The organism is Leifsonia aquatica H1aii, from assembly GCF_000633535.1.
GTDB classification, from domain to species: domain Bacteria; phylum Actinomycetota; class Actinomycetes; order Actinomycetales; family Microbacteriaceae; genus Leifsonia; species Leifsonia aquatica_A.
The window spans coordinates 111379-131030 of the sequence record NZ_AYMR01000005.1; the positions used below are offsets into that span (position 1 = coordinate 111379).

The window sequence follows — 19652 nt, forward strand, 5'->3', positions numbered from 1 at the left end:
GGCGCAGCCGCGCCGCTACGCGGTGGCGCGCAGCGCGGCGTAGAGGTCGGCGCGGGCGGCGAAGCCGCTGAGGTCGCGTCCGAGCAGACGCTCGGCCTCGGCGACGCGGGCTCGCAGGGTGTGGCGGTGGATGCCGAGGCGGCGGGCGGCGATGTCGTAGACGCCGTCGCTGTCGAGCCAGGTGCGCAGCAGGTCGGTCAGCCCCGGATCGGCGGCGGTGAGCGGGGCGAGGGCGGTCTGGGCGACGGCGCGCGCGTCGGGCGTCTGCAGTAGGGCGAGCATCCCCGCCGCCGCGACGTCGTCGAACGACGGGACCGGTGCTTTGGGTGTCGCCCGCTGCCGCGCCACCTCGGCCTGCGCCCGAGCGGTCGGGAGGTCGGCGAGGGCGGTCGGGGCGGAGGTGCCGCCGCGCAGGTCGAAGCGGGCCGCCGTGGTCGCGGCGATCGCGGTGGCGGGGCCGGTGTCGGCCTCCGACTCGACGAGCACGAGCTCCTGTCCGTCGCGGGCGAAGAAGCCGTCCACGTGCGACTCCAGCCAGTCCGCCGCCGCCGTGAGGGCCGTCCCGCCGAGCACGGTGACGCGCACGGGAGCCTCTGGGAGCGGCCCGAGCACCGGCTCGGCGATGGACTCGGCGAGCGCGCGCTCTCCCGAGATCAGGGCCCGCCAGACGGCGGTGCGCAGGCGGGCGCGGGCCGCATCCGTCGCCCGGCTCTGCTCGAGGGCGAGCCCGGCCAGGGCGACGACGCCGGTGACCACCTGCTGGGCGGAGGGGTCCAGTCCCTCGGAGCCGATCGCGAGCACCCCGCGCAGTCGGCCGGCGGCGCCGAGCGTCTGCAGGGCGAACGCGCCCGCGTCGGTGGCGACCGAGCCGGCGGCCCGGCGGCGACTGCGCAGCAGCGGGTCGGCGGCGGCGATCAGCGCGTCGCGGGAGGCCGCGGTCAGGGCGCCGGAGGGCGAGACGCGATCCAGCGCTCCGTCCGCGCCGATCAGGGCGACCGGCCGCTCGATCTGGCGTGCCAGCTCCGTGAGCACGGCGGCGAGCGGGTCCGGGCGGAGCGCGGCGAGCGAGATGGCGCGGGAGGCGCGCAGCGCCCAGGTGCTGCGCGCGTAGGCGTCGGCGGCGACGCGGTCGGCGACGAACCGGGCGATCGCGATGAACGGCGTGCGGTACGGCACCTCGAAGAGGGGGAGCCCGTGCCGCGCGCACGCCTCGACGAGGGCCTCCGGCGTCCCGGCGCGCACCACCTCGGTGCCGAAGCCGAGCCCGGCGACCCCGTGCGCGGCGAGCCGGGCGACGTACGGGTCGACGTCGTCGGGCGTCCCGGTGATGAGCAGCACCTGGCCGGGCGCGAGGAACGGCGTGGGATCGGGCAGGTCGGAGCTGTGCGCCCAGGTCACCGGCGTCTCGGGGTCGCCGAGCCCGGGCGGGGTGAGCAGGGTGAGGTCCAGCTCGGGTCGTGCGAGGAGCTGGGCGAGGGTCGCGGGCATCGGCGCCTTCCGATCTGACAGGGTGTCGAATCCGACTTCACGAATTGTACGCGTTGTCCAGGACAGCGTGGCGCAGCTCTCCCTACGATGCCGCCATGACCATCACCGACACCGCCATCACGACACCCGTCGGCGGACCGTCGCTCCCGCAGGAGCGCCGGCTCGTCACCCCGATCCCCGGACCGGAGTCGCGCAAGCGCTCCGAGCGCAAGGCCCGCGCCGTGGCCGCCGGTGTCGGTGCCACCATCCCTGTCTACACCGTCGCCGCGGGTGGGGGGGTCATCGTCGACGTCGACGGCAACTCCCTCATCGACCTCGGCTCGGGCATCGCCGTCACGGGCGTCGGCAACTCGGCCCCGCGCGTGGTCGAGGCCGTCACGACCCAGGTCGCCGCGTTCACGCACACCTGCTTCACCGTCGCCCCGTACGACTCCTACGTCGACGTCGCCGAGGCGCTCAACCGCCTCACCCCCGGCGACCACGACAAGCGCAGCGCCCTCTTCAACTCCGGCGCCGAGGCGGTGGAGAACGCGGTCAAGATCGCCCGCCACTACACCGGCAAGCAGGCCGTCGTCGCGTTCGACCACGCCTACCACGGCCGCACGAACCTCACGATGGGCCTGACGGCGAAGAACCAGCCGTACAAGAACGGCTTCGGCCCGTTCGCCCCCGAGATCTACCGCGCCCCGCTGAGTTACCCGCTGCGCGACGGCGGCCTCTCCGGCGCCGAGGCCGCGAAGCGCGCCATCACGATGATCGAGAAGCAGATCGGCGCGAGCAACCTCGCCGCGATCATCATCGAGCCGATCCAGGGCGAGGGCGGCTTCATCGTCCCGGCCGACGGCTTCCTCCCGGCCCTGCAGGAGTGGGCGAGCGCCAACGGCGTCGTCTTCATCGCGGACGAGGTGCAGACCGGCTTCGCCCGCACCGGCACCATGTTCGCCTCCGAGCAGTTCGGCCTCGTGCCCGACCTCATCGTCACCGCCAAGGGCATCGCCGGCGGCCTGCCCCTGTCGGCCGTCACTGGACGCGCCGAGATCATGGACGCGCCGCACGTCGGCGGCCTCGGCGGCACCTACGGCGGCAACCCGCTCGCCTGCGTCGCCGCCCTCGCCGCGATCGAGACCTACGAGCAGGACGGCCTGGTCGAGCGCGCCCGCCAGATCGGCGACATCCTCTTCGAGAAGCTCGGCGCCCTGCGCGACGCCGACCCGCGCGTCGCCGAGGTGCGCGGCCGCGGCGCGATGGTCGCCATCGAGCTGGTCGACCCCGAGACCGGGGAGCCGGACGCCGCGCTGACCTCGAAGGTCGCTGCGGCCGCCCACGCTGCCGGCGTGGTGCTGCTCAACTGCGGCACGTACGGCAACGTCATCCGCTTCCTGCCGCCGCTGAGCATCCCCGACCACCTCCTCATCGAGGGGCTGGACGTCGTCGCGGAGGCGGTGGCCAACGCATGAGCGCTGTCGACACCGCCCCCGACCTGACAGCACGCGAGAGCGAGCTGCTCGCCCGCATCCCCGACGGCCTGTTCATCGCGGGCCGCTGGGAGGCCGGCTCCCGCGACCCGATTCAGGTCCAGGACCCGGCGACCGGCCGCGTCATCAAGCGCATCGCCAACGCGACCCCGGAGGACGGCCTCCGTGCTCTGGCCGCGGCCGACGAGGCGGCGGAGGCGTGGGCGGCGACCCCGCCCCGCACCCGCGCCGAGATCCTGCGCCGTGCCTTCGACCTGCTGCAGGAGCGTCGCGACGACTTCGCACTGCTGATGACGCTCGAGATGGGCAAGCCGCTGGCCGAGGCCAACGGTGAGGTCACCTACGGCGGCGAGTTCCTGCGCTGGTTCTCCGAGGAGGCCGTGCGCATCGCCGGCCGCTACGGCTCGAACCCCGAGGGCACCGGCACCATGGTGGTCTCGCAGCGTCCGGTCGGCCCGAGCTTCTTCATCACGCCGTGGAACTTCCCGCTGGCGATGGCGACGCGCAAGATCGCCCCGGCCCTGGCCGCCGGCTGCACCGTCGTCGTGAAGCCCGCCGAGCTCACCCCGCTCACCACGCTGTTCTTCGCCCAGCTGCTCGCCGACGCCGGCGTGCCGGCCGGTGTCGTCAACGTCATCCCGACGTCGACCTCGGGCGCCGTCTCGGCCCCGATCATCGCCGACCCGCGCCTGCGCAAGCTCTCGTTCACCGGCTCGACCCCGGTCGGCCGCGCGCTGCTCGCCCAGGCCGGGCAGAACGTGCTGCGCACCTCGATGGAGCTCGGCGGCAACGCCCCGTTCGTCGTCTTCGAGGACGCCGACCTCGGCAAGGCGGTCGAGGGCGCCATGCTGGCGAAGTTCCGCAACATGGGCCAGGCCTGCACCGCGGCGAACCGCTTCATCGTGCACGAGTCGATCGCCGAGGAGTTCGCGGCCCGCGTCACCGAGCGCGTGACCGCCCTGCGCGTCGGCCGCGGCACCGAGGAGGGCGTCACCCTCGGCCCGCTCATCGACGACCGCGCGGTCGCCTCGATGACCGCCCTGGTGGAGGACGCCGTCTCGCGCGGCGCCCGCGTGCGCACCGGAGGCACCGCCCCCGAGGGCGACGGCTTCTTCTTCGAGCCCACCGTCATCACCGACATCCAGCCCGGCAGCGAGATCCTCCGCGAGGAGATCTTCGGCCCGATCCTGGCCATCACGACCTTCTCCACCGAGGAGGAGGCCGTGGCGCGGGCCAACGAGACCGAGTACGGACTTGTCGGCTACGTGTTCACGCAGGACCTCGCCCGCGGCCAGCGCCTGATCGACAGCGTCGACACCGGAATGATGGGCCTCAACACCGGCCTTGTCTCCAACGCCGCCGCGCCGTTCGGCGGTGTGAAGCAGTCGGGCCTCGGCCGCGAGGGCGGTCTCGAGGGCATCCACGAGTACCTGAGCACCAAGTACACGCTCATCCCGGCGAGCTGACATGACCGCCACGACTCCACCGCGCATCCTCGTCGGCTACACGGCGACGCCGGCCGGCGAGGACGCCCTCGCCGCGGCGGCGGCCCTTGCGGGCTCGATCGGTGCGCGGCTGGACGTCGTGGTGGTCCTGCCCATGAACTCGCGGCCGTCGATCGTTCCGAACGATCCCGGCTACGACGCCCTCCTGCGCGACACCGCGGAGGGCTGGCTGGCGGATGCCCGCACCCGCATCCCCGAATCGGTGCCCTCCCGCGAGCGGGTCGTCTACGGCGACTCCCTCGCGGGCGGGCTCCTCACAGCCGCCGAGGCAGGCCGTGCCGCGCTCATCGTCGTGGGTGCAGCGCGGGACGGCCTGCTCGGTCGCTTCACGGTCGGCTCGGTGGCGGGATCCCTGCTGCACGCCTCGCCGATCCCGGTCATGCTGGCCCCGCAGGGGTCGCGCGAGACCGCGGCCCCGCTCCAGCGCGTCACCGGCATGGTCGGCACCCGAGAGGGCGCGGACGCCGTGCTCGCCACGAGCGCGCGCCTCTCCGCCGCCGGCCGGGCACCGCTCCGCCTCGTGTCGCTGCTCGCCCTCGACCTCCCCGGTGTGGACGCGGCGAAGGCCCGCGTGGGCGAGCACCACGCCGCGACCGTTCTCGAGGAGGCCCGCGCCGAGCTCCCCGAGGGCGTCGAGGCCACGGCCTCCGTCTCTCCCGGCGATAGCATCTCGCACGCCGTCGCCTCCCTCGAGTGGCGACCCGGCGAGGTCGTCGTCGTCGGCTCCAGCCGCCTCGCGCAGCAGAGCCGGCTGTTCCTCGGCACCACCGCGGCCACCATGCTGCGCGAACTGCCCGTCCCGATGATCGTCGTGCCCCGCGCGGGCCACTAGGAGTACCACCGAATGAGCACCCGCAGCGCCGCGGAATCCACCGAGACCGGCTCGACCCGCACCGCGAAGGGTCTGAGCGCCGGCTCCGTCGGCCTGATCGGCGCCGTCGTCATCGGCATCTCCTGCATCGCGCCCGCGTACACGCTGACCGGTGCGCTCGGTCCCACCGTGTCCGAGGTGGGCGTCCATCTGCCCGCGATCTTCCTGGTCGGCTTCCTGCCGATGCTGCTGGTCGCGTTCGGCTACCGCGAGCTCAACAACGCGATGCCGGACTCCGGAACCTCGTTCACCTGGGCGACCCGCGCATTCGGCCCGTATCTCGGCTGGATGGGAGGCTGGGGCCTCATCGCCGCGACGGTGGTGGTGCTCTCGAACCTGGCGGGCATCGCCGTCGACTTCCTCTACCTGCTGCTGTCGCAGGTGTTCCACAACCCGGCGATCGCCGACCTCTCGAAGAACCCGTTCATCAACGTCGCGACCTGCCTGGCCTTCATGGCCGTCGCGACCCTGATCTCGTACCGCGACATGCAGACCACGCAGAAGGTGCAGTACGTGCTGGTGGGGTTCCAGCTGCTCGTGCTGGTGCTCTTCGGCGTGGTCGCCTTCGTCCACGTGGCGAACGGCACGGCCTTCGACGCCACCCCGCCGAGCCTCGAGTGGTTCAACCCGTTCGGCGTCCCGTCGTTCTCGGCCTTCGCCGCCGGACTCTCCCTCTCCATCTTCATCTTCTGGGGCTGGGATGTGACCCTCACGATGTCGGAGGAGACCAAGGGCTCGCGGTCGACGCCCGGACGCGCCGCGACGCTCACGGTCGTCATCATCGTGGTGGCCTACCTGTTCGTCTCGATGGCCGCGATCTCCTTCGCCGGCACGGGGGAGGGCGGCATCGGGCTGGGCAACCCCGACATCCAGGAGAACGTCTTCTTCGCTCTCGCGGGCCCGGTGCTCGGCCCGCTCGCCATCCTCATGTCGATCGCGGTGCTCTCCAGCTCTGCGGCCTCCCTGCAGTCGACCGCGGTCTCCCCGGCGCGCACGCTTCTGGCGATGGGGCACTACGGCGCCCTGCCCGCCCGCTTCGCCCGGGTCAGCCCGCGATTCATGACCCCCGGCTACTCGACCGTCGTGTCGGCGGTCGTCGCCAGCGTCTTCTACGCCGTCATGCGGTTCATCAGCGAGGACGTGCTGTGGGACACCATCACGACGCTCGGGATGATGATCTGCTTCTACTACGGCATCACGGCGTTCGCGTGCGTGTGGTTCTTCCGTCGGAAGTGGTTCACTTCGCTCCGCAACGCCTTCTTCACGCTGGTGTGCCCGCTCATCGGCGGCGTCATCCTCAGCGTGCTGTTCGTCACCACGCTGATCGACAGCATGGACCCGGCCTACGGCAGCGGCTCGAACGTCGCCGGCGTGGGGCTGGTGTTCATCCTGGGGATGGTCATCCTGCTGTCCGGCGTCGTGGTGATGCTCGTGATGCGCCGCCGGCTCCCGGCCTTCTTCCGCGGAGAGACCCTCCCGCGCGCGGAAGCCTGAGTCCGGCCCGTCACCGGCGCGCGAGACGTGGCGGGTGCAGGTCGTGCTGCATCCGCCACGTCACGTCACGTCATCGGTTCATCGGGTCATCGGGTCAGATCGCCCCCATCGGGGCGTGGTCGTGGGTCGCCGGTGCCGTCGTGCGGCTGCGCGGCCCGCGGATGAGCCCGATCGCGATGCCCGCGGCCAGCACCATCCCGACCGCGGCGGCGAGGAACACCACGGAGTACCCGGCGGTCAGGTCGACCGGCTTCGCTCCGTCGGTCGTGAGGGCCGCGGCGTAGAGGGCGGTGAAGACCGACAGCCCGATCGAGCCGCCGATCTGCATCGCCGAGTTGGCGGTGGCGGAGGCCGCACCGGCGTCGTGCGCTGCGACCCCGCTCAGTGCCAGGTTCTGCAGCGGCACGAACACGCAAGCCATGCCGACGCCCATGACCACCAGGGCCGGGAGCACCTGCGCGACGTACGAGCCGTCGGCCGTCAGACGGCTCAGGTAGACCAGTCCGATCGCGACGATCAGCGGACCGGCGATCAGCAGCGGCCGGGCGCCGATGCGGCCGAGCAGGCGCGTCGCCACGGGGGCGACGGCCATGATCGCCACGGTGAGCGGGAGGCTGGCCAGCCCGGACTCCAGCGGCCGCATTCCGAGCACCAGCTGCAGGTGCAGCGTCAGATAGAGGGTGGCGCCGATCATGACGCTGCCCGCCACCGCCTGGATGAGGAATGCACCGCCGCGGACGCGGTCCAGCACGACCCGCAGCGGCAGGAGCGGCTGGGCGACGCGACGCTCGATCAGCACGAAGGCGACGAGAAGGACGACGCCTCCGGTGAGGAACCCGATGGTGTCCAGCCGGGCCCAGCCGTTCTCGGCGAGGCTGAAGCCGTAGACCAGTGCGCCGAGGCCGAGGGTGACGGTGACGACGCCCCACCAGTCGTAGCGGTTGCGCCCCTCGGCGCGGCTCTCGGTCAGCACGAGGGCCCCGCCGACGAGCCCGACGGCCACGAAGAAGAGGTTCACGAGCAGGCACCAGCGCCAGTCGGCGAACTCGGTGAGCACGCCGCCGAGGAGCAGGCCGACCGCCGCTCCGGCGCCCGCGATCGTGCCGAAGACGGCGAAGGCGGTGTTCCGCTCGCGTCCGCTCGGGAAGGTCACCGTGAGCAGGGCCAGGGCAGCCGGCGCGAGCAGTGCGGCGAAGACGCCCTGGAGGGCGCGGGCGCCGATCAGCTCGATGCCGTTCTGGGCGAGTCCGCCGATCGCGGAGGCGATGCCGAACCCGACCATCCCGACCAGGTAGGTGCGCTTGCGGCCCCAGTAATCGGCGATGCGGCCACCGAGCAGCAGCAGGGCGCCGAACGCCAGCGCGTACGCGGTCACCACCCACTGCCGCTCGGTGTCGGAGAGGCCGAGTGCGACCTGCGCTTGCGGCAGCGCGATGTTCACGATGGTGCCGTCGAGCACGACGACGAGCTGGGTGAGCGAGAGGACGGCGAGGGCGAGCCACGGGTGCGGCTGGCGGACGACGCGGGACATGGAGGAACCTCCGGAGTCTTGTGAGGGATGCCGGAGGTTTCGAGCCTCGGACCGGCGGGACGACGCCCGGCGGCCGCATCGACCGCGTGGCCGATCAGGCCTCCACTCTATCCCGGGCCCCTGACACTGTTGCCCGCCCACCCGCCCGGCCTCGCCCGCCTCCCAGCCCCGGCCCGGACAGGCCGAGCGCGGTCCTGCGGTACGTCGGCGGTGCGGCGAGCGGCGGCAGACGTACCGGGACGGCGCACTCGCGGTCGGTAGCATCGGTCGGGTGCGCCTCCTCCTGCTCTCCTCCGGCCTCGGTGCGGTCCCCGCGTTCCTGGAGGAGGCGACCGGGAGGTCGGGACCGCTCCGCATCGCGTACGTGCCGGATGCCGCGCTGCCCCTCCCGGACGCCGCGCTGCCGGATGCCGCGCGTCCAGAGCCCGGTGCGCCGTTCGCGAGCGAGGAGCGGGACCGGCTCGCCGCCCTCGGCCACGACGTGGAGGTCGTCCGCGTGGGAGGGGCTCCGCTCGCTCGGATCGAGAGCGCCCTCGACCGGGTGGATGCCGTGTACGTCGCCGGGGGAAACACGTTCGTGCTGCTCCATGCCCTGCGCTCCCGTGGAGCGGACGCCGCCATCGTCCGCCGGGTGCGCGCGGGCCTGCCGTACGTCGGTCTGAGCGCGGGATCGGTGGTGGCCGGTCCGACGATCGCGCCCATCGCCCCCATGGACGACGCGAGCGAGGCTCCCGGTCTCTCCGACCTCGCCGCGCTAGGGCTCGTCGACGTGGTCGTCGTCCCGCATGCGGACGGCCTGTCGTATCCACGCACCGTGATCGACCGGATCGTGGCGGAGTCCGGCGCCACCCATCCGCTGCGCCTGCTGACGGACGAGGAGGCGCTCCTCGTGGACGACGCCGGGACTCACCTCGTCCCCTCACGCCTCACGCCCCCGCGCGTCTGACGCACACCGCGGCCCGCGCGCCGCGGCTGCGCGCCCCGCCCGCGCGCCGCGGCCTGCGAGGTGCGAGTTGTTGCGGTTATTCCGCGCTTTTACACGCAACGACTCGCCCTTCGCTCGCCGCCCTTCGTGCCGCGGCCTGCGAGGTGCGAGTTGTTGCGGGTATTCCGGGCTCTTACCCGCAACTACTCACCCTTCGCGGCGCAGTTCGCGCGCACCTTCCGCTCGGGGCAGTCGCGCGCTGCCCTCCGCCCGCCACCCTTCGCGCTTCGCGCGGCGGCAGCGGGAGGGATGGGAGCGCCGATCCGTGCGCGGAAGGAACGTGCCGGGAATACTTCCGGGACTACCGAGCCGGAGCGGGCAACCGGGAGAAACCGCTGGGCCACTGCTGAGAAAGCCTCGCGGGGGCACTGGACATCGCCGCGCGGACACGGTCTACCCCCATTTGTCTGGTCGGCTTGTGGGCGTGCGCTGCAGCACCGCCAGAGTGCTGCGCCGGAACGAAGAACGAGGTCTCCGATGAAGATTCCCCTTTCGCTCTCCCTGATCGCCGCCGGAAGCGGCCTGGCTCTCGCCGCCGCTGCGGTGGTGGTCGTCTCGCCGGTCGCGGCCGCCGAACGCGGCGGCGTCGACCCGGCCTCCGTCCAGATCGCGCGCAGCCCCGCGGGCGGCGCCGATACCCCCTTGACCGTCGGCGATTCCGTCCTGGTCACGGCCTCCTGGTCCGTGCCGGACGGCACGCGCGCGGGTCACCGCTTCACGCTCGCCCTCCCCGGCGTCTTCTCGACCGTCAACGTGACGCCGTTCGCGCTGGAGACGGTGTCGGGCGAGTCGATGGGCGACTGCACCGTCACCGGCGCGCCGCCCGTGCTCGCGTGCACCCTGAACGCGTCGGTCGAGGGCAAGAGCGATGTGCACGGCACGCTCTGGGCCACCGTCCGGGCGAGCAAGGCCACCGACGCGACCGCGGTGGATGTCGTCGCCGACGGGGAGGTGACGAGGTCGGTGCCGCTGCCGGGCGGCGGAGGGATCGCCGAGCGCGGCACCGGAACCGAACCGTCGGGTCCACCGAACGCGACGCCGGTCATCACCCGGTTCCACAAGTCGGGCACGAACTACTTGGCGGACGGTCAGGGGCTGTGGTGGCAGGTGTCGGTGCCGTCGAGCGAATGGCCGGACGACGGAGTGTCGCCGCTGACGATCGTCGACCGGATCGGCGACGGTTCCCCCCACCGGTTCCTCGAGCCGACGACGTACCCCGCACCGCAGTGGCGGCCGTACCTCGAGCAGAGCTGCGACACCGATCCGGCGCGGTACCCGCGCGTGGTGGGGGACAGGTCCCTCGCCCGCTGGACCGTCTCGCCCGACGGCCTCACGATGACCATCGAGGTGGACCGGGCGCTCGCGCAGAAGGCCGGACTCGAGGGGGCCTGCGCGATCCGCGTGAACTACATCACGCGGCCGGTGGGCGATGTGCGTGCCGGCGACGCCTTCCGCAACAACGCCACCATCGGCCGGCTCGTCGCGACGAGCACGATCGTCCTCTCCGGCTCCGGCGGAGGCACCGCGGGCGGCGACGAGGTGGGCCGGTTCTCGGTCTCGAAGTCCGTGATCGGGGCCGCGGCCGAGGTCGTGGATCCGAGCACCGCGTTCCTCGCCCACTACACCGCCGCCGGGTACTCCGACGGCACCGCGAGCCTGACGCTCGACGGTGCGGCGGCCTTCTCGCCGTGGTACCGGGCGGGGACGCGGGTGGTCATCGGCGAGGTCAACCTGCCGCCGATCTCAGGTGTGACCTGGGGCGACGTGACGATCGTGGTGGACGGGGTCGCGCGCGGTCCGGGTGCGGAGATCCTCATCGTCGGCGGCCAGACCATCCAGGTGGAGGTGGTGAACACCGCCGAGAAGGCGCAGCCGCAGACGGGCGGGTTCACGATCGCCAAGGAGCTCATCGGTGAGGCACGCGAACAGGTGCCGGACGATTCCCTGTTCGCCGTCGAATACCTCTACCCGGATGGGGAGGGGGAAGAGGTCCGCGGCGAGCTGCTCCTCGCCGCGGATGGCACGGCCGAGCGGGTGACGGGAGTCCCCGCGGGAGCGGATGTCACCGTGCGGGAGCTGACGCCGCCGCGCGTGGACGGGGTCGACTGGGCCCCGCCGGCGTTCACGGCGAACGGGGTGCCGGAGGGCGACCGTCTCGTCCTCACAGTCTCGGCCGGCGGCGACGTCCCTGTCGTGCTGACGAACACCGCGGAACGCGTGCCGGAGCCGGAGACGCCGGTGGTGCCGGAGCCGGAGACGCCGGTGGTGCCGGAGCCGGAGACGCCGGTCGTGCCGGAACCGGAGCCGGAGACGCCGGTGGTGCCGGAGCCGGAGACGCCGGTCGTGCCGGAACCGGAGCCGGAGACGCCGGTGGTGCCGGAGCCGGAGACGCCGGTGGTGCCGGAGCCGGAGACGCCGGTGGTGCCGGAGCCGGAGACACCCGTCGTCCCCGTGCCGGAGTCCGAGCCGGAGCCCGAGTCCGAGCAGCCGGGCGGTCCGGAGCGCGAAGTCCCGGAGCCGCAACCGGACCCGGAGCCGCTACCGGACCCGGAGCCCGGGCCGGAGCCCGGGCCGGAGCCCGGTCCGGCACCCGAGCCGCGGGACCCGAAAGCACCGGGTGCGGACGACCGCCGTGTGATCCCGGCGGCGACCACCACGCTGGCCTCCACCGGCACGCAGCTCGCACCCGCGGTGGCCGGCGGCCTGGCGATCCTGGCCCTCGGCGGCCTGGCGATCGCGATCGACCTCCGACGCCGGCGCGCGGCGGTCGACGGCTGACGCGAGCCGTCACACGACGAGAATGCGCCGGATCGCGATGATCCGGCGCATTCTCGTGCGCGCTGCGGGAGGCCGGGTCTGGTCAGAGACCGTTCGCGCGGGCGACGCCGCCGAGCCAGCCGAGGCTCGGCTTCGGGGTGCGCACGAAGGTCTCCCTGTCGACCGCGATGAGACCGAAGGTCGGGCGGTAGCCGCTGGCCCATTCATAGTTGTCGAGTGCGCTCCAGTGCAGGTAGCCCTCGATGCGCACGCCGTCCTCCATCACCGCGTGCAGCTCGCGGAGGGCTGCGTCGGTGTAGGCGATGCGGCGCTCGTCATCGGCGGTCGCGATGCCGTTCTCGGTGATCATGACCGGCACTCCGCCGGAGAGCTCCCACGCGCTGCGCGCACCCTCGGCGGCCGCCGGCGGGTAGAACTCCCAGCCGGTCAGCGTGGTCTCGACGCCGTCCTCGACCGGCAGCGGGCCCGACGGCCCGATGAAGGTGCGGGTGTACGCCTGCACGCCCACGAAGTCGTCCCCGGCCGAGTTCTCGAGGTACCAGTCGTCGCGCGGGTGGCCGTACTCGCGCAGCTTCTCCTCGGAGCCCGGTTCACCGGTGGCGCGGAAGGCCTGGGTGGCGATCGTCCAGCCCGACTTCAGGCCGCCGACCTGCGAGAGCACCTCGCGCGAGCGGTGGTGCGAGTCGAGCAGCGCGTCCGCGACGCCGAGGTCCGGGTTCGGGAGGCCGTACGCCACCAGATTCGAGGCGTCCTCGCCGCCGGCGAGCATGGCGGCGATGTTCGGCTCGTTGATCGTGCAGACGTACTCGACGCCGTCCGAGACGATCGGGAGCGCGAGTTCGGTGTACCGGGCGAACAGGTCGGCGGCGTCGGGCGCGCGCCAGAAGCCGTCGCGCTCGAACCAGCGCGGCACGGTGAAGTGCATGAGCGTGACGACCGGCTTCAGCCCGAACTCGTGGCACGCATCCACCATCCGGCGGTAGTGGTCGATCTCGGCGCGGGAGACGAAGCCGCGCTCCGGCTCGATCCGTGCCCACTCCACGCTGAACCGGTAGCTGTCGAGTCCGGCGTCGGCGAGGAGCTTCATGTCCTCGCGGTAGCGGTGGTAGCTGTCCATCGCGTCGCCCGACGGCTCGACGATGGTGGTCCCGGGGGTGTGCTCGTGCACCCACCAGTTGCTGTTGATGTTGTTGCCCTCGACCTGGTGGGCGGCGGTGGAGGCGCCCCAGAGGAAGCCGTCGGGGAAGGTGAGCACAGTTCTCCTTGTCGTGCGGATGGTGGTGAGATCGGGGCTGTCGGGGTCAGACACCGGGGGAGGCGAGGAACGCGTCGAGGACTTCGAGGGTGGCCTCCGGTGCTTCGACCTGCGGCGAGTGCGCGCCGCCGGGGATGACGGCGTAGCGCGCGCCCAGCCGTTCGGCCATGTCGTGCTGGTCGGCGATCGGCCATTTGTCGTCGTGCTCGCCGTGCGCCACGAGCACCGGGACTCCGGTCGCCCGCAGTGCGTCGGTCGTGTCCTCCTCGGAGCGGAGGATCTCGGCGCCGGCGAGCAGGTTCTCGCTCGACGTGTGCGCCGCCCGCAGCCGCAGGAAGGCCAGCTCGGGCTCCAGTGCGTCGTCGGGCACCCCGCGCGTGTGCGGGTTGTCCCGGTACCAGAGCCCGATCGAGCCGGACGCCGCGACCGTGTCGGTCGTCTCCTGGTGGCGTCCTGGCCAGCCGTGCGGACCGGAGCACAGCAGGGTGAGCGAGGCGAATGCGGCGGGGGAGGCGATGACCGCCGCCCGCGCGACGACCCCGCCGAAGCTGTGCCCGAGCAGGTGCACCGGCCGCCCGCCGCCGACGAGTCCGGCGGCTTCGACCGCGTCGGCGGCGAAGGCGTCGAGCGTGTAGGCATCGAGTCCCGCGGGCGACTCCGAGTCCGCCTGGCCCCGCTGACTGTATGCCCAGACGTCCCAGCCGCGCCCCGCGAGCAGCGGCAGGAAGGTGCGGAAATCCTCCTTCGACCCGGTGAAGCCGGGCACGATCAGCACTGTCCCGCGGCTCTCCCCCTGCGCCGCCGCGTGGAACGCCGTCAGCGTGCCGATCCGCGCCGGGAGGCCGACGACGTCGACCCCCGGCGGCACCGGCAGAGCGCCGAACGGCGGCAGGGCAGCGACGGTCACGCGAGCGCCTCCCGGGTCTTCGCCGGGTTCGGCACCGCGTCGAGCAGGGCGATCGTGTACGGATCGGTGGGATGCTGCAGCACCTCTGCGGTCCGCCCGCGCTCGACCACGCGCCCGCTGTTCAGCACCATGATGTCGTCCGTCACGAGCCGGGCGGAGAGCAGGTCATGTGTGATGTAGAGCAGTGAGACGCCCCAGCGCTCCCGCAGCTCCTCCAGCAGGGCGAGCACGCCGGCGCGCAGCGTCACGTCGAGCATCGACACCGGCTCGTCGGCGATCAGCACTTGCGGATCGCTCGCCAGGGCGCGGGCGATCACGACGCGCTGCCGCTGACCGCCCGAGAGCTGGTGCGGCAGCTTCTGCGCGAACTGTTCCACAGGGGTCAGGCCCACCGTCTCCAGCAGCTCGAGCACGCGTCGCCGCGCGTCCGTGCCGCGGAGTCCGGTGTAGTTGACGACAGGGCGGGTGAGCGCGTACTCCACCGTGTGCAGCGGGTTGAGCGCCGCGTATGGGTCCTGGAACACCATCTGCACGTTCTTGTGCAGCTGGCGGATGCCGCGCTTGCCGAGCGCCGCGACGTCGGAGTCCCCGAAACGCACGGTGCCGGATGTCGGTTTCTCGACGCCGGTCAGCAGCTTCGCGATGGTCGACTTGCCCGATCCGGACGCGCCGACGAGCGCGAGCGACTGGCCAGGCTCGAGCACGAACGTCACGTCGTCGACCGCGGTGACCGGGCTCTCGCCGCGGCGGGGCGCGGGATAGACCTTGCTGACGCCCTCGACGGTGATCGCGGAGAGCGCCGAGCGCCCCTCCCGCTGCTCGACCGCGGTGGTGCGGGCCGAGCGGTCCGCCGGAAGGCCCGGCAGCTCGACGACCTCGCCGCGCGGGTCGGCGTAGTGGCTGAGCAGCATCTGGGTGTACTCGTGCTGCGGGCGCTCCAGGATGTCGCGGCTGGAGGCGTCTTCCACGATGCGGCCGTCGTGCATGACGAGGACGCGCTGGGTGGCCTCCAGCACGACGCCCAGGTCGTGGCTGATCAGCACGGCGGTGAAGCCCTCGGACGCCTGCAGCTCGGTGATCGTGTCCATGATCGCGTGCTGCACGAGCACGTCGAGGGCGGTCGTCGGCTCGTCGAACACCATGAGGCGCGGCTCCAGCGACAGCGCGAGCGCGATCGAAACGCGCTGCCGCATGCCGCCGGACAGCTCGCCGGGGAAGCGCGCGAGCACCTGCTCCGGCAGGCCGACCTTGGTGACCAGTTCGCGCATCCGGTCATCCCAGCGGCTGCGGTTGACGTGACCGTGGGCCTTGAAGATGTCGACGAAGTGCTTGCGGATGGTGCGCACCGGGTTGAGTGCGTTCATGCCGGACTGCAGCACCATCGCGAAGCCGCCCTGACGCTGGCGGCGCAGCGACTCGTCGTCGAGCTCGCGGATGTCGTGCCCGTCGAAGCGGATGCTGCCGCCGTTGGTGCGTGCCGGCGGCTTCTGCAGCCGGGTGAGCGCGAAGCCGAGCGTCGACTTGCCCGAGCCCGACTCGCCGACCAGGCCGACGAACTCGCCGGCGCCGATGTCGAAGGAGACGTGGTCCACGGCCTGGACGTGGGTCTGCCCGACCGACTCGTAGACGACGGAGAGGTCGCGGACCTCCAGCAGTGCGGTCATCGCTCGCTTCCTTCCTCGGTGCGGGCTGCGGGTGCGGTCCGGGTGGCCTTGGCCGACCCTTCGCGCAGGCGCGGGTTGCTGATCGCATCCACGCCGAAGTTGATCAGGGTCAGGCTCATCGCCAGCAGGGCGATGCACAGACCCGGTGCGAAGAGCAGGATCCACTGGCCGGTGAGCAGGGCGTTCGAGTTCTGCGCCCAGTAGAGGATGGTGCCCCAGCTGACGATCGACGAGTCGCCGAGACCGAGGAACTCCAGCCCCGCCTCGGCCAGGATCGCGGCCGTCGCGGCTCCGAAGAACGATCCCGCGATGAGCGAGGTCATGTTCGGCAGGATCTCGTGGAACACCACACGGAACGAGCTGTCGCCGGAGAACCGGGCGGCGGTCACGAAGTCGCGCGACCGCAGCGACTGCGTCTGGCTGCGCAGCACGCGGGCGCCCCACGCCCATCCCGTGATCACGATGACCGCGATGATCATCGCCAGCCCGCCGTTCTGCAGGTAGGCGGCGATGACGATCATCAGTGGCAGGCCCGGGATGACCAGGAACAGGTTGACGATGAAGTTGACCACTTCGGCTCCGAAGCCGCGGATGTATCCCCAGCTGAGGCCGATCAGCACGGCGACGATGGTGGACAGCGCACCGGCGATGAAGCCGACGGTGACGCTGACGCGGGTGCCGTAGATCAGCTGGCTGAGCACATCTTCCCCGGCCGCGGTGGTGCCGAACCAGTGCGCGGCGCTGGCGTCCGCGTTGCGCGGGAAGCCGTCCTGCGTCGCGCCGTACGGTGCGAGCCAGGGGGCGAAGATCGCGATGAGCACGAACAGGCCGAGGATGATCAGGCCGAGCCGCGACTTCCAGTTGGACCAGAGGGTCGCGAAGGCGCGGCCGATGAAGGCCAGCCGGTGCGGCGGGCGCGCCACCTCGTCGGTGCTGATGGACTTGAAACTCTGCGTTGTGGTCATCGGCGGGTCCTTGGGTCGAGTACGCCGTACAGGATGTCGACGAGGAAGTTGGCGACGAGCACGCTCACCGTGATGAGCAGGAACAGTGCCTGCATCAGCGGATAGTCCTGTCCGATCACCGCGTTGAAGAGCAGGAAGCCGATGCCGGGGTAGCCGAACACCTGCTCCACCAGGATGGAGCCGCCGACCACGCCGCCGAGTGCCAGCCCGAACCCGGTGAGGTTCGGCAGGATCGCGTTGCGGGCCGCGTACTTCATCGCGACCGTGCGGCCCTTGAGACCGTTCGCCTGGGCGAAGGTCACGTAGTCGTCGCCGAGCGTGTTGATCATGGCGTTGCGCATGCCGAGGATCCAGCCGCCCACCGAGGTGATGAGGATCGTCACCGCGGGCAGGATGGCGTGATAGGCCGCATCGACCATGAAGTCCCAGCTGAAGGCGGGGGAGGCCGTTGGGCCGTAGGCGCCCGAGGTCGGGAACCAGTGCAGCACATAGCCCAGGAAGAACAGCAGGAGCAGCGCGGTCCAGAAGTACGGGAACGTGCTGGCGAACGTGCCAGTCAGGGTCGGAAGCGAGTCCAGCCAGGTGTTGCGCTTCCAGGCCGCGAGCACGCCGGTCAGGGTGCCGAGGACGAAGGCGACGATCGTCACGATCCCGACGAGCATGATCGTGTACGGGAACGCCTGTCCGATCAGCTCGCCGACGCTCTGCGGGTAGAAGGTGTACGAGACGCCGAAGTCGAACGTGACGACCTGGTGCAGGTAGCTCACGTACTGGTCCCAGAGGTTGCCGCCGGGCACGCCGAGCTGCGCCTCGATCGCGTCGCGGGTGGCCTGGGTGACCGGGCCGTTCTGCGAGAGCTTCGCGATGGCGGCGTCGGTCGGGGAGCCGGGCATGAGGCGCGGCAGGAGGAAGTTCAGCGTGATCGCCGCCCACAGGGTGAGGACGAAGAGGCCGAGCTTGCGGAGTGCGTACGTCATGGCCTACTCACCGTCCTTCCGGAGCTTGAGATGCGTGAACACGAGCAGCGGGGTCTGGTCGTAGGTCTGCGGCGGCGCGTACGGGTCGTCCGCGTCGGGCCAGCCTGTGAACTTGGCGTCGTTGTAGAGACCCCAGAGTCCGCCGTAGTACATCGAGATGACGGGGAGGTCGTCGTAGACGATGCGCTGCAGCTGGTGGCTGAGCTCGAGCCGCTTCGCCGGGTCGACCGTGACCTTGTACTCCGCGAGGAGCTTGTCGGCCTCGGGGTTCGTGTACCGACCGAAGTTGCTCGCGGTCGCCTTGCCGATCGGGGTGGCGAACTCGCTCGACAGGGTTGCGTTGAACGCCTGGAAGATCACGCCGCCGCCCATGCCGCCCATCGCGACCTGGAAGTCGCCGTTCTGGATGGCCTGCTGGTACCCCGGCGGCTGCGGCTGCTTGATCTGCACGTCGATGCCGAGGGCGCCGAGCTCCTTGCGGACCTCCTGCACCGCACGCAGCCAGTCGGAGTAGCCGTTGGCGGTGGTGATGGAGAACGAGAACTGCTTGCCGTCGGGGCCGACGAGCTTGCCGTCCTTCTGGGTGTATCCGGCTGCGGCGAAGGCGGCGAGGGCACCGGCGGTGTCCTGCTTGATCAGGCCGCCGTCGGGGATGCTCGGGTCCAGCTCCTTCTCCTGGTTCGGCAGGATCAGTCCGGTCTGCCCGGCGGGCTTCATGTAGCCCTCGGTGGCCGAGTCGGCGATCTTGTCGCGGTCCAGCGCGAGCGCGAGCCCGCGGCGCACGTCGAGGTTGTCGAACGGCGCCACCGTGAAGTTCGGCATCAGGCCGATGATGCCGCCCGGCGGGAACCAGTACTTGTTGTGCGGATTCGCCTCCACCCAGGTGCCCTGCACGTCGCTCATGAACGCGTACGCCCAGTCGAAGCCCTTGGTGGCGATGTCGAGCTCGTTGGTCGCGGCCGGGAGCACGAGGTGCTTCACCTGGACCTTGTCGGCCTGCCAGTAGTCCTCGTACTTGTCCATCGTGTACTGCTGCGAGGTGAAGTTCGCCAGGGTGTACGGACCGGTGCCGACCGGGTTCGGGTCGCGCCACGTGTCCGGGCTCTTCTGGTCCTTCCAGATGTGCTCCGGGACGATCAGCGTCTGCGAGATGATGTCCTGCGCCGGGGCGTCGTCCTCCTTGAGGTGGACGATCAGGTGGTCGCCCTTCGTCTCGAGGGAGGCGATGTGCTGCCACGCGCCCTTGAGGTCGAGGGTCGGGAACTTCTTGATCAGGTTCAGGGTGAAGACGACGTCGGCGACGCTGAACGGCTTCCCGTCGGACCAGGTCACGCCGTCGCGGATCGTGTAGTCGATCGTGCGGGCGTCCGGCTGGTCGATCTTCGAGGCGAGCCACGGCGTGCCCGTGCCGTCGAGGACGTTGATGACGACGAGGGGCTCGTAGATGTACGAGGCGGCTGCACGCTTGTTCACCAGGTACGGGTTGAAGTTGCGCTCCATCATCGGAGTGCCCTTGTCTGCAGCCAGCAGCATGGTGTCCGCGGGGATGGACGGGTCCTGCTTGCTCTGGATCTTGATGCTGCAGCCGGAGAGCGCGAGGGCTGCGGCTGCGATCACGGCGAGCGCTCCGAGTCTCCGTCGGCGTCGCCCACCAGGGGGTCGTGAGTGCGTCATTGCCACCTTCTCTAGGTCGTTGCGCTCCGACTGTATGCGCATACATTCTGTTTTTCAACCCCACACCCCCACCTCCCACCCGC

At 71.4% G+C, this 19652-nt stretch carries 14 protein-coding genes; 6 read left to right on the forward strand and 8 right to left on the reverse strand.

The genetic code is table 11. The features are described from left to right. Positions 1-15: 15 nt before the first annotated feature. Positions 16-1488: a PucR family transcriptional regulator gene (locus U870_RS0103790; protein ID WP_025156082.1), complete on the reverse strand. Its 1473-nt coding sequence runs from the start codon at positions 1486-1488 to the stop codon at positions 16-18. Between the two features lie 95 nt (positions 1489-1583). On the opposite strand from U870_RS0103790, the gene gabT reads away from it, so the two are divergent. The 4 genes from gabT to U870_RS0103810 are packed head-to-tail and all read left to right on the forward strand — an operon-like array spanning position 1584 to position 6833. After that, positions 1584-2945: a 4-aminobutyrate--2-oxoglutarate transaminase gene (gene gabT / locus U870_RS0103795; protein WP_025156083.1), complete on the forward strand. Its 1362-nt coding sequence runs from the start codon at positions 1584-1586 to the stop codon at positions 2943-2945. Then, entirely contained in the window at positions 2942-4429 is a 1488-nt protein-coding gene (locus U870_RS0103800) for an NAD-dependent succinate-semialdehyde dehydrogenase (RefSeq protein ID WP_052357528.1), read from the forward strand. The genes gabT and U870_RS0103800 overlap by 4 nt, the downstream gene beginning before the upstream one ends. A 1-nt stretch (position 4430) precedes the next feature. Further along, positions 4431-5300 (forward strand): universal stress protein, encoded by an 870-nt coding sequence (locus tag U870_RS0103805; protein WP_029947142.1) that lies wholly within the window; start codon positions 4431-4433, stop codon positions 5298-5300. 12 nt (positions 5301-5312) lie between these two features. Then, entirely contained in the window at positions 5313-6833 is a 1521-nt protein-coding gene (locus tag U870_RS0103810; protein WP_029947143.1) for an APC family permease, read from the forward strand. A gap of 94 nt (positions 6834-6927) precedes the next feature. Here the strand turns inward: U870_RS0103810 and U870_RS0103815 are convergent, their stop codons facing one another. Further along, on the reverse strand, positions 6928-8364 hold the full coding sequence (locus U870_RS0103815; RefSeq protein WP_025156085.1) for an MFS transporter: 1437 nt from the start codon (positions 8362-8364) through the stop codon (positions 6928-6930). Between the two features lie 271 nt (positions 8365-8635). Here U870_RS0103815 and U870_RS0103820 point away from each other — a divergent pair, with 271 nt between their 5' ends. Next, positions 8636-9310 (forward strand): Type 1 glutamine amidotransferase-like domain-containing protein, encoded by a 675-nt coding sequence (locus U870_RS0103820; protein ID WP_025156086.1) that lies wholly within the window; start codon positions 8636-8638, stop codon positions 9308-9310. Positions 9311-9826: 516 nt separating this feature from the next. Then, positions 9827-12127, forward strand: a complete 2301-nt coding sequence (locus tag U870_RS24240) for a DUF5979 domain-containing protein (RefSeq protein ID WP_025156087.1) — start codon at positions 9827-9829, stop codon at positions 12125-12127. A gap of 82 nt (positions 12128-12209) precedes the next feature. On the opposite strand, the gene U870_RS0103830 is transcribed toward U870_RS24240, so the two are convergent. The 6 genes from U870_RS0103830 to U870_RS0103855 are packed head-to-tail and all read right to left on the reverse strand — an operon-like array spanning position 12210 to position 19512. Further along, positions 12210-13382, reverse strand: coding sequence for a glycoside hydrolase family 1 protein (locus tag U870_RS0103830; RefSeq protein WP_025156088.1), 1173 nt, complete (start codon positions 13380-13382; stop codon positions 12210-12212). A 46-nt stretch (positions 13383-13428) separates the two neighbouring features. After that, positions 13429-14289 (reverse strand): alpha/beta fold hydrolase, encoded by an 861-nt coding sequence (locus U870_RS0103835; RefSeq protein ID WP_025156089.1) that lies wholly within the window; start codon positions 14287-14289, stop codon positions 13429-13431. Then, positions 14286-15953, reverse strand: coding sequence for an ABC transporter ATP-binding protein (locus U870_RS0103840; protein ID WP_025156090.1), 1668 nt, complete (start codon positions 15951-15953; stop codon positions 14286-14288). The genes U870_RS0103835 and U870_RS0103840 overlap by 4 nt, the downstream gene beginning before the upstream one ends. Further along, a complete protein-coding gene (locus tag U870_RS0103845) occupies positions 15950-16918 on the reverse strand; it encodes an ABC transporter permease (protein ID WP_025156091.1) in 969 nt (322 codons plus the stop codon). The genes U870_RS0103840 and U870_RS0103845 overlap by 4 nt, the downstream gene beginning before the upstream one ends. Beyond that, positions 16915-17895 (reverse strand): ABC transporter permease, encoded by a 981-nt coding sequence (locus U870_RS0103850; RefSeq protein ID WP_025156092.1) that lies wholly within the window; start codon positions 17893-17895, stop codon positions 16915-16917. The genes U870_RS0103845 and U870_RS0103850 overlap by 4 nt, the downstream gene beginning before the upstream one ends. Before the next feature lie 3 nt (positions 17896-17898). Further along, on the reverse strand, positions 17899-19512 hold the full coding sequence (locus tag U870_RS0103855; protein ID WP_025156093.1) for an ABC transporter substrate-binding protein: 1614 nt from the start codon (positions 19510-19512) through the stop codon (positions 17899-17901). Positions 19513-19652 lie beyond the last annotated feature (140 nt).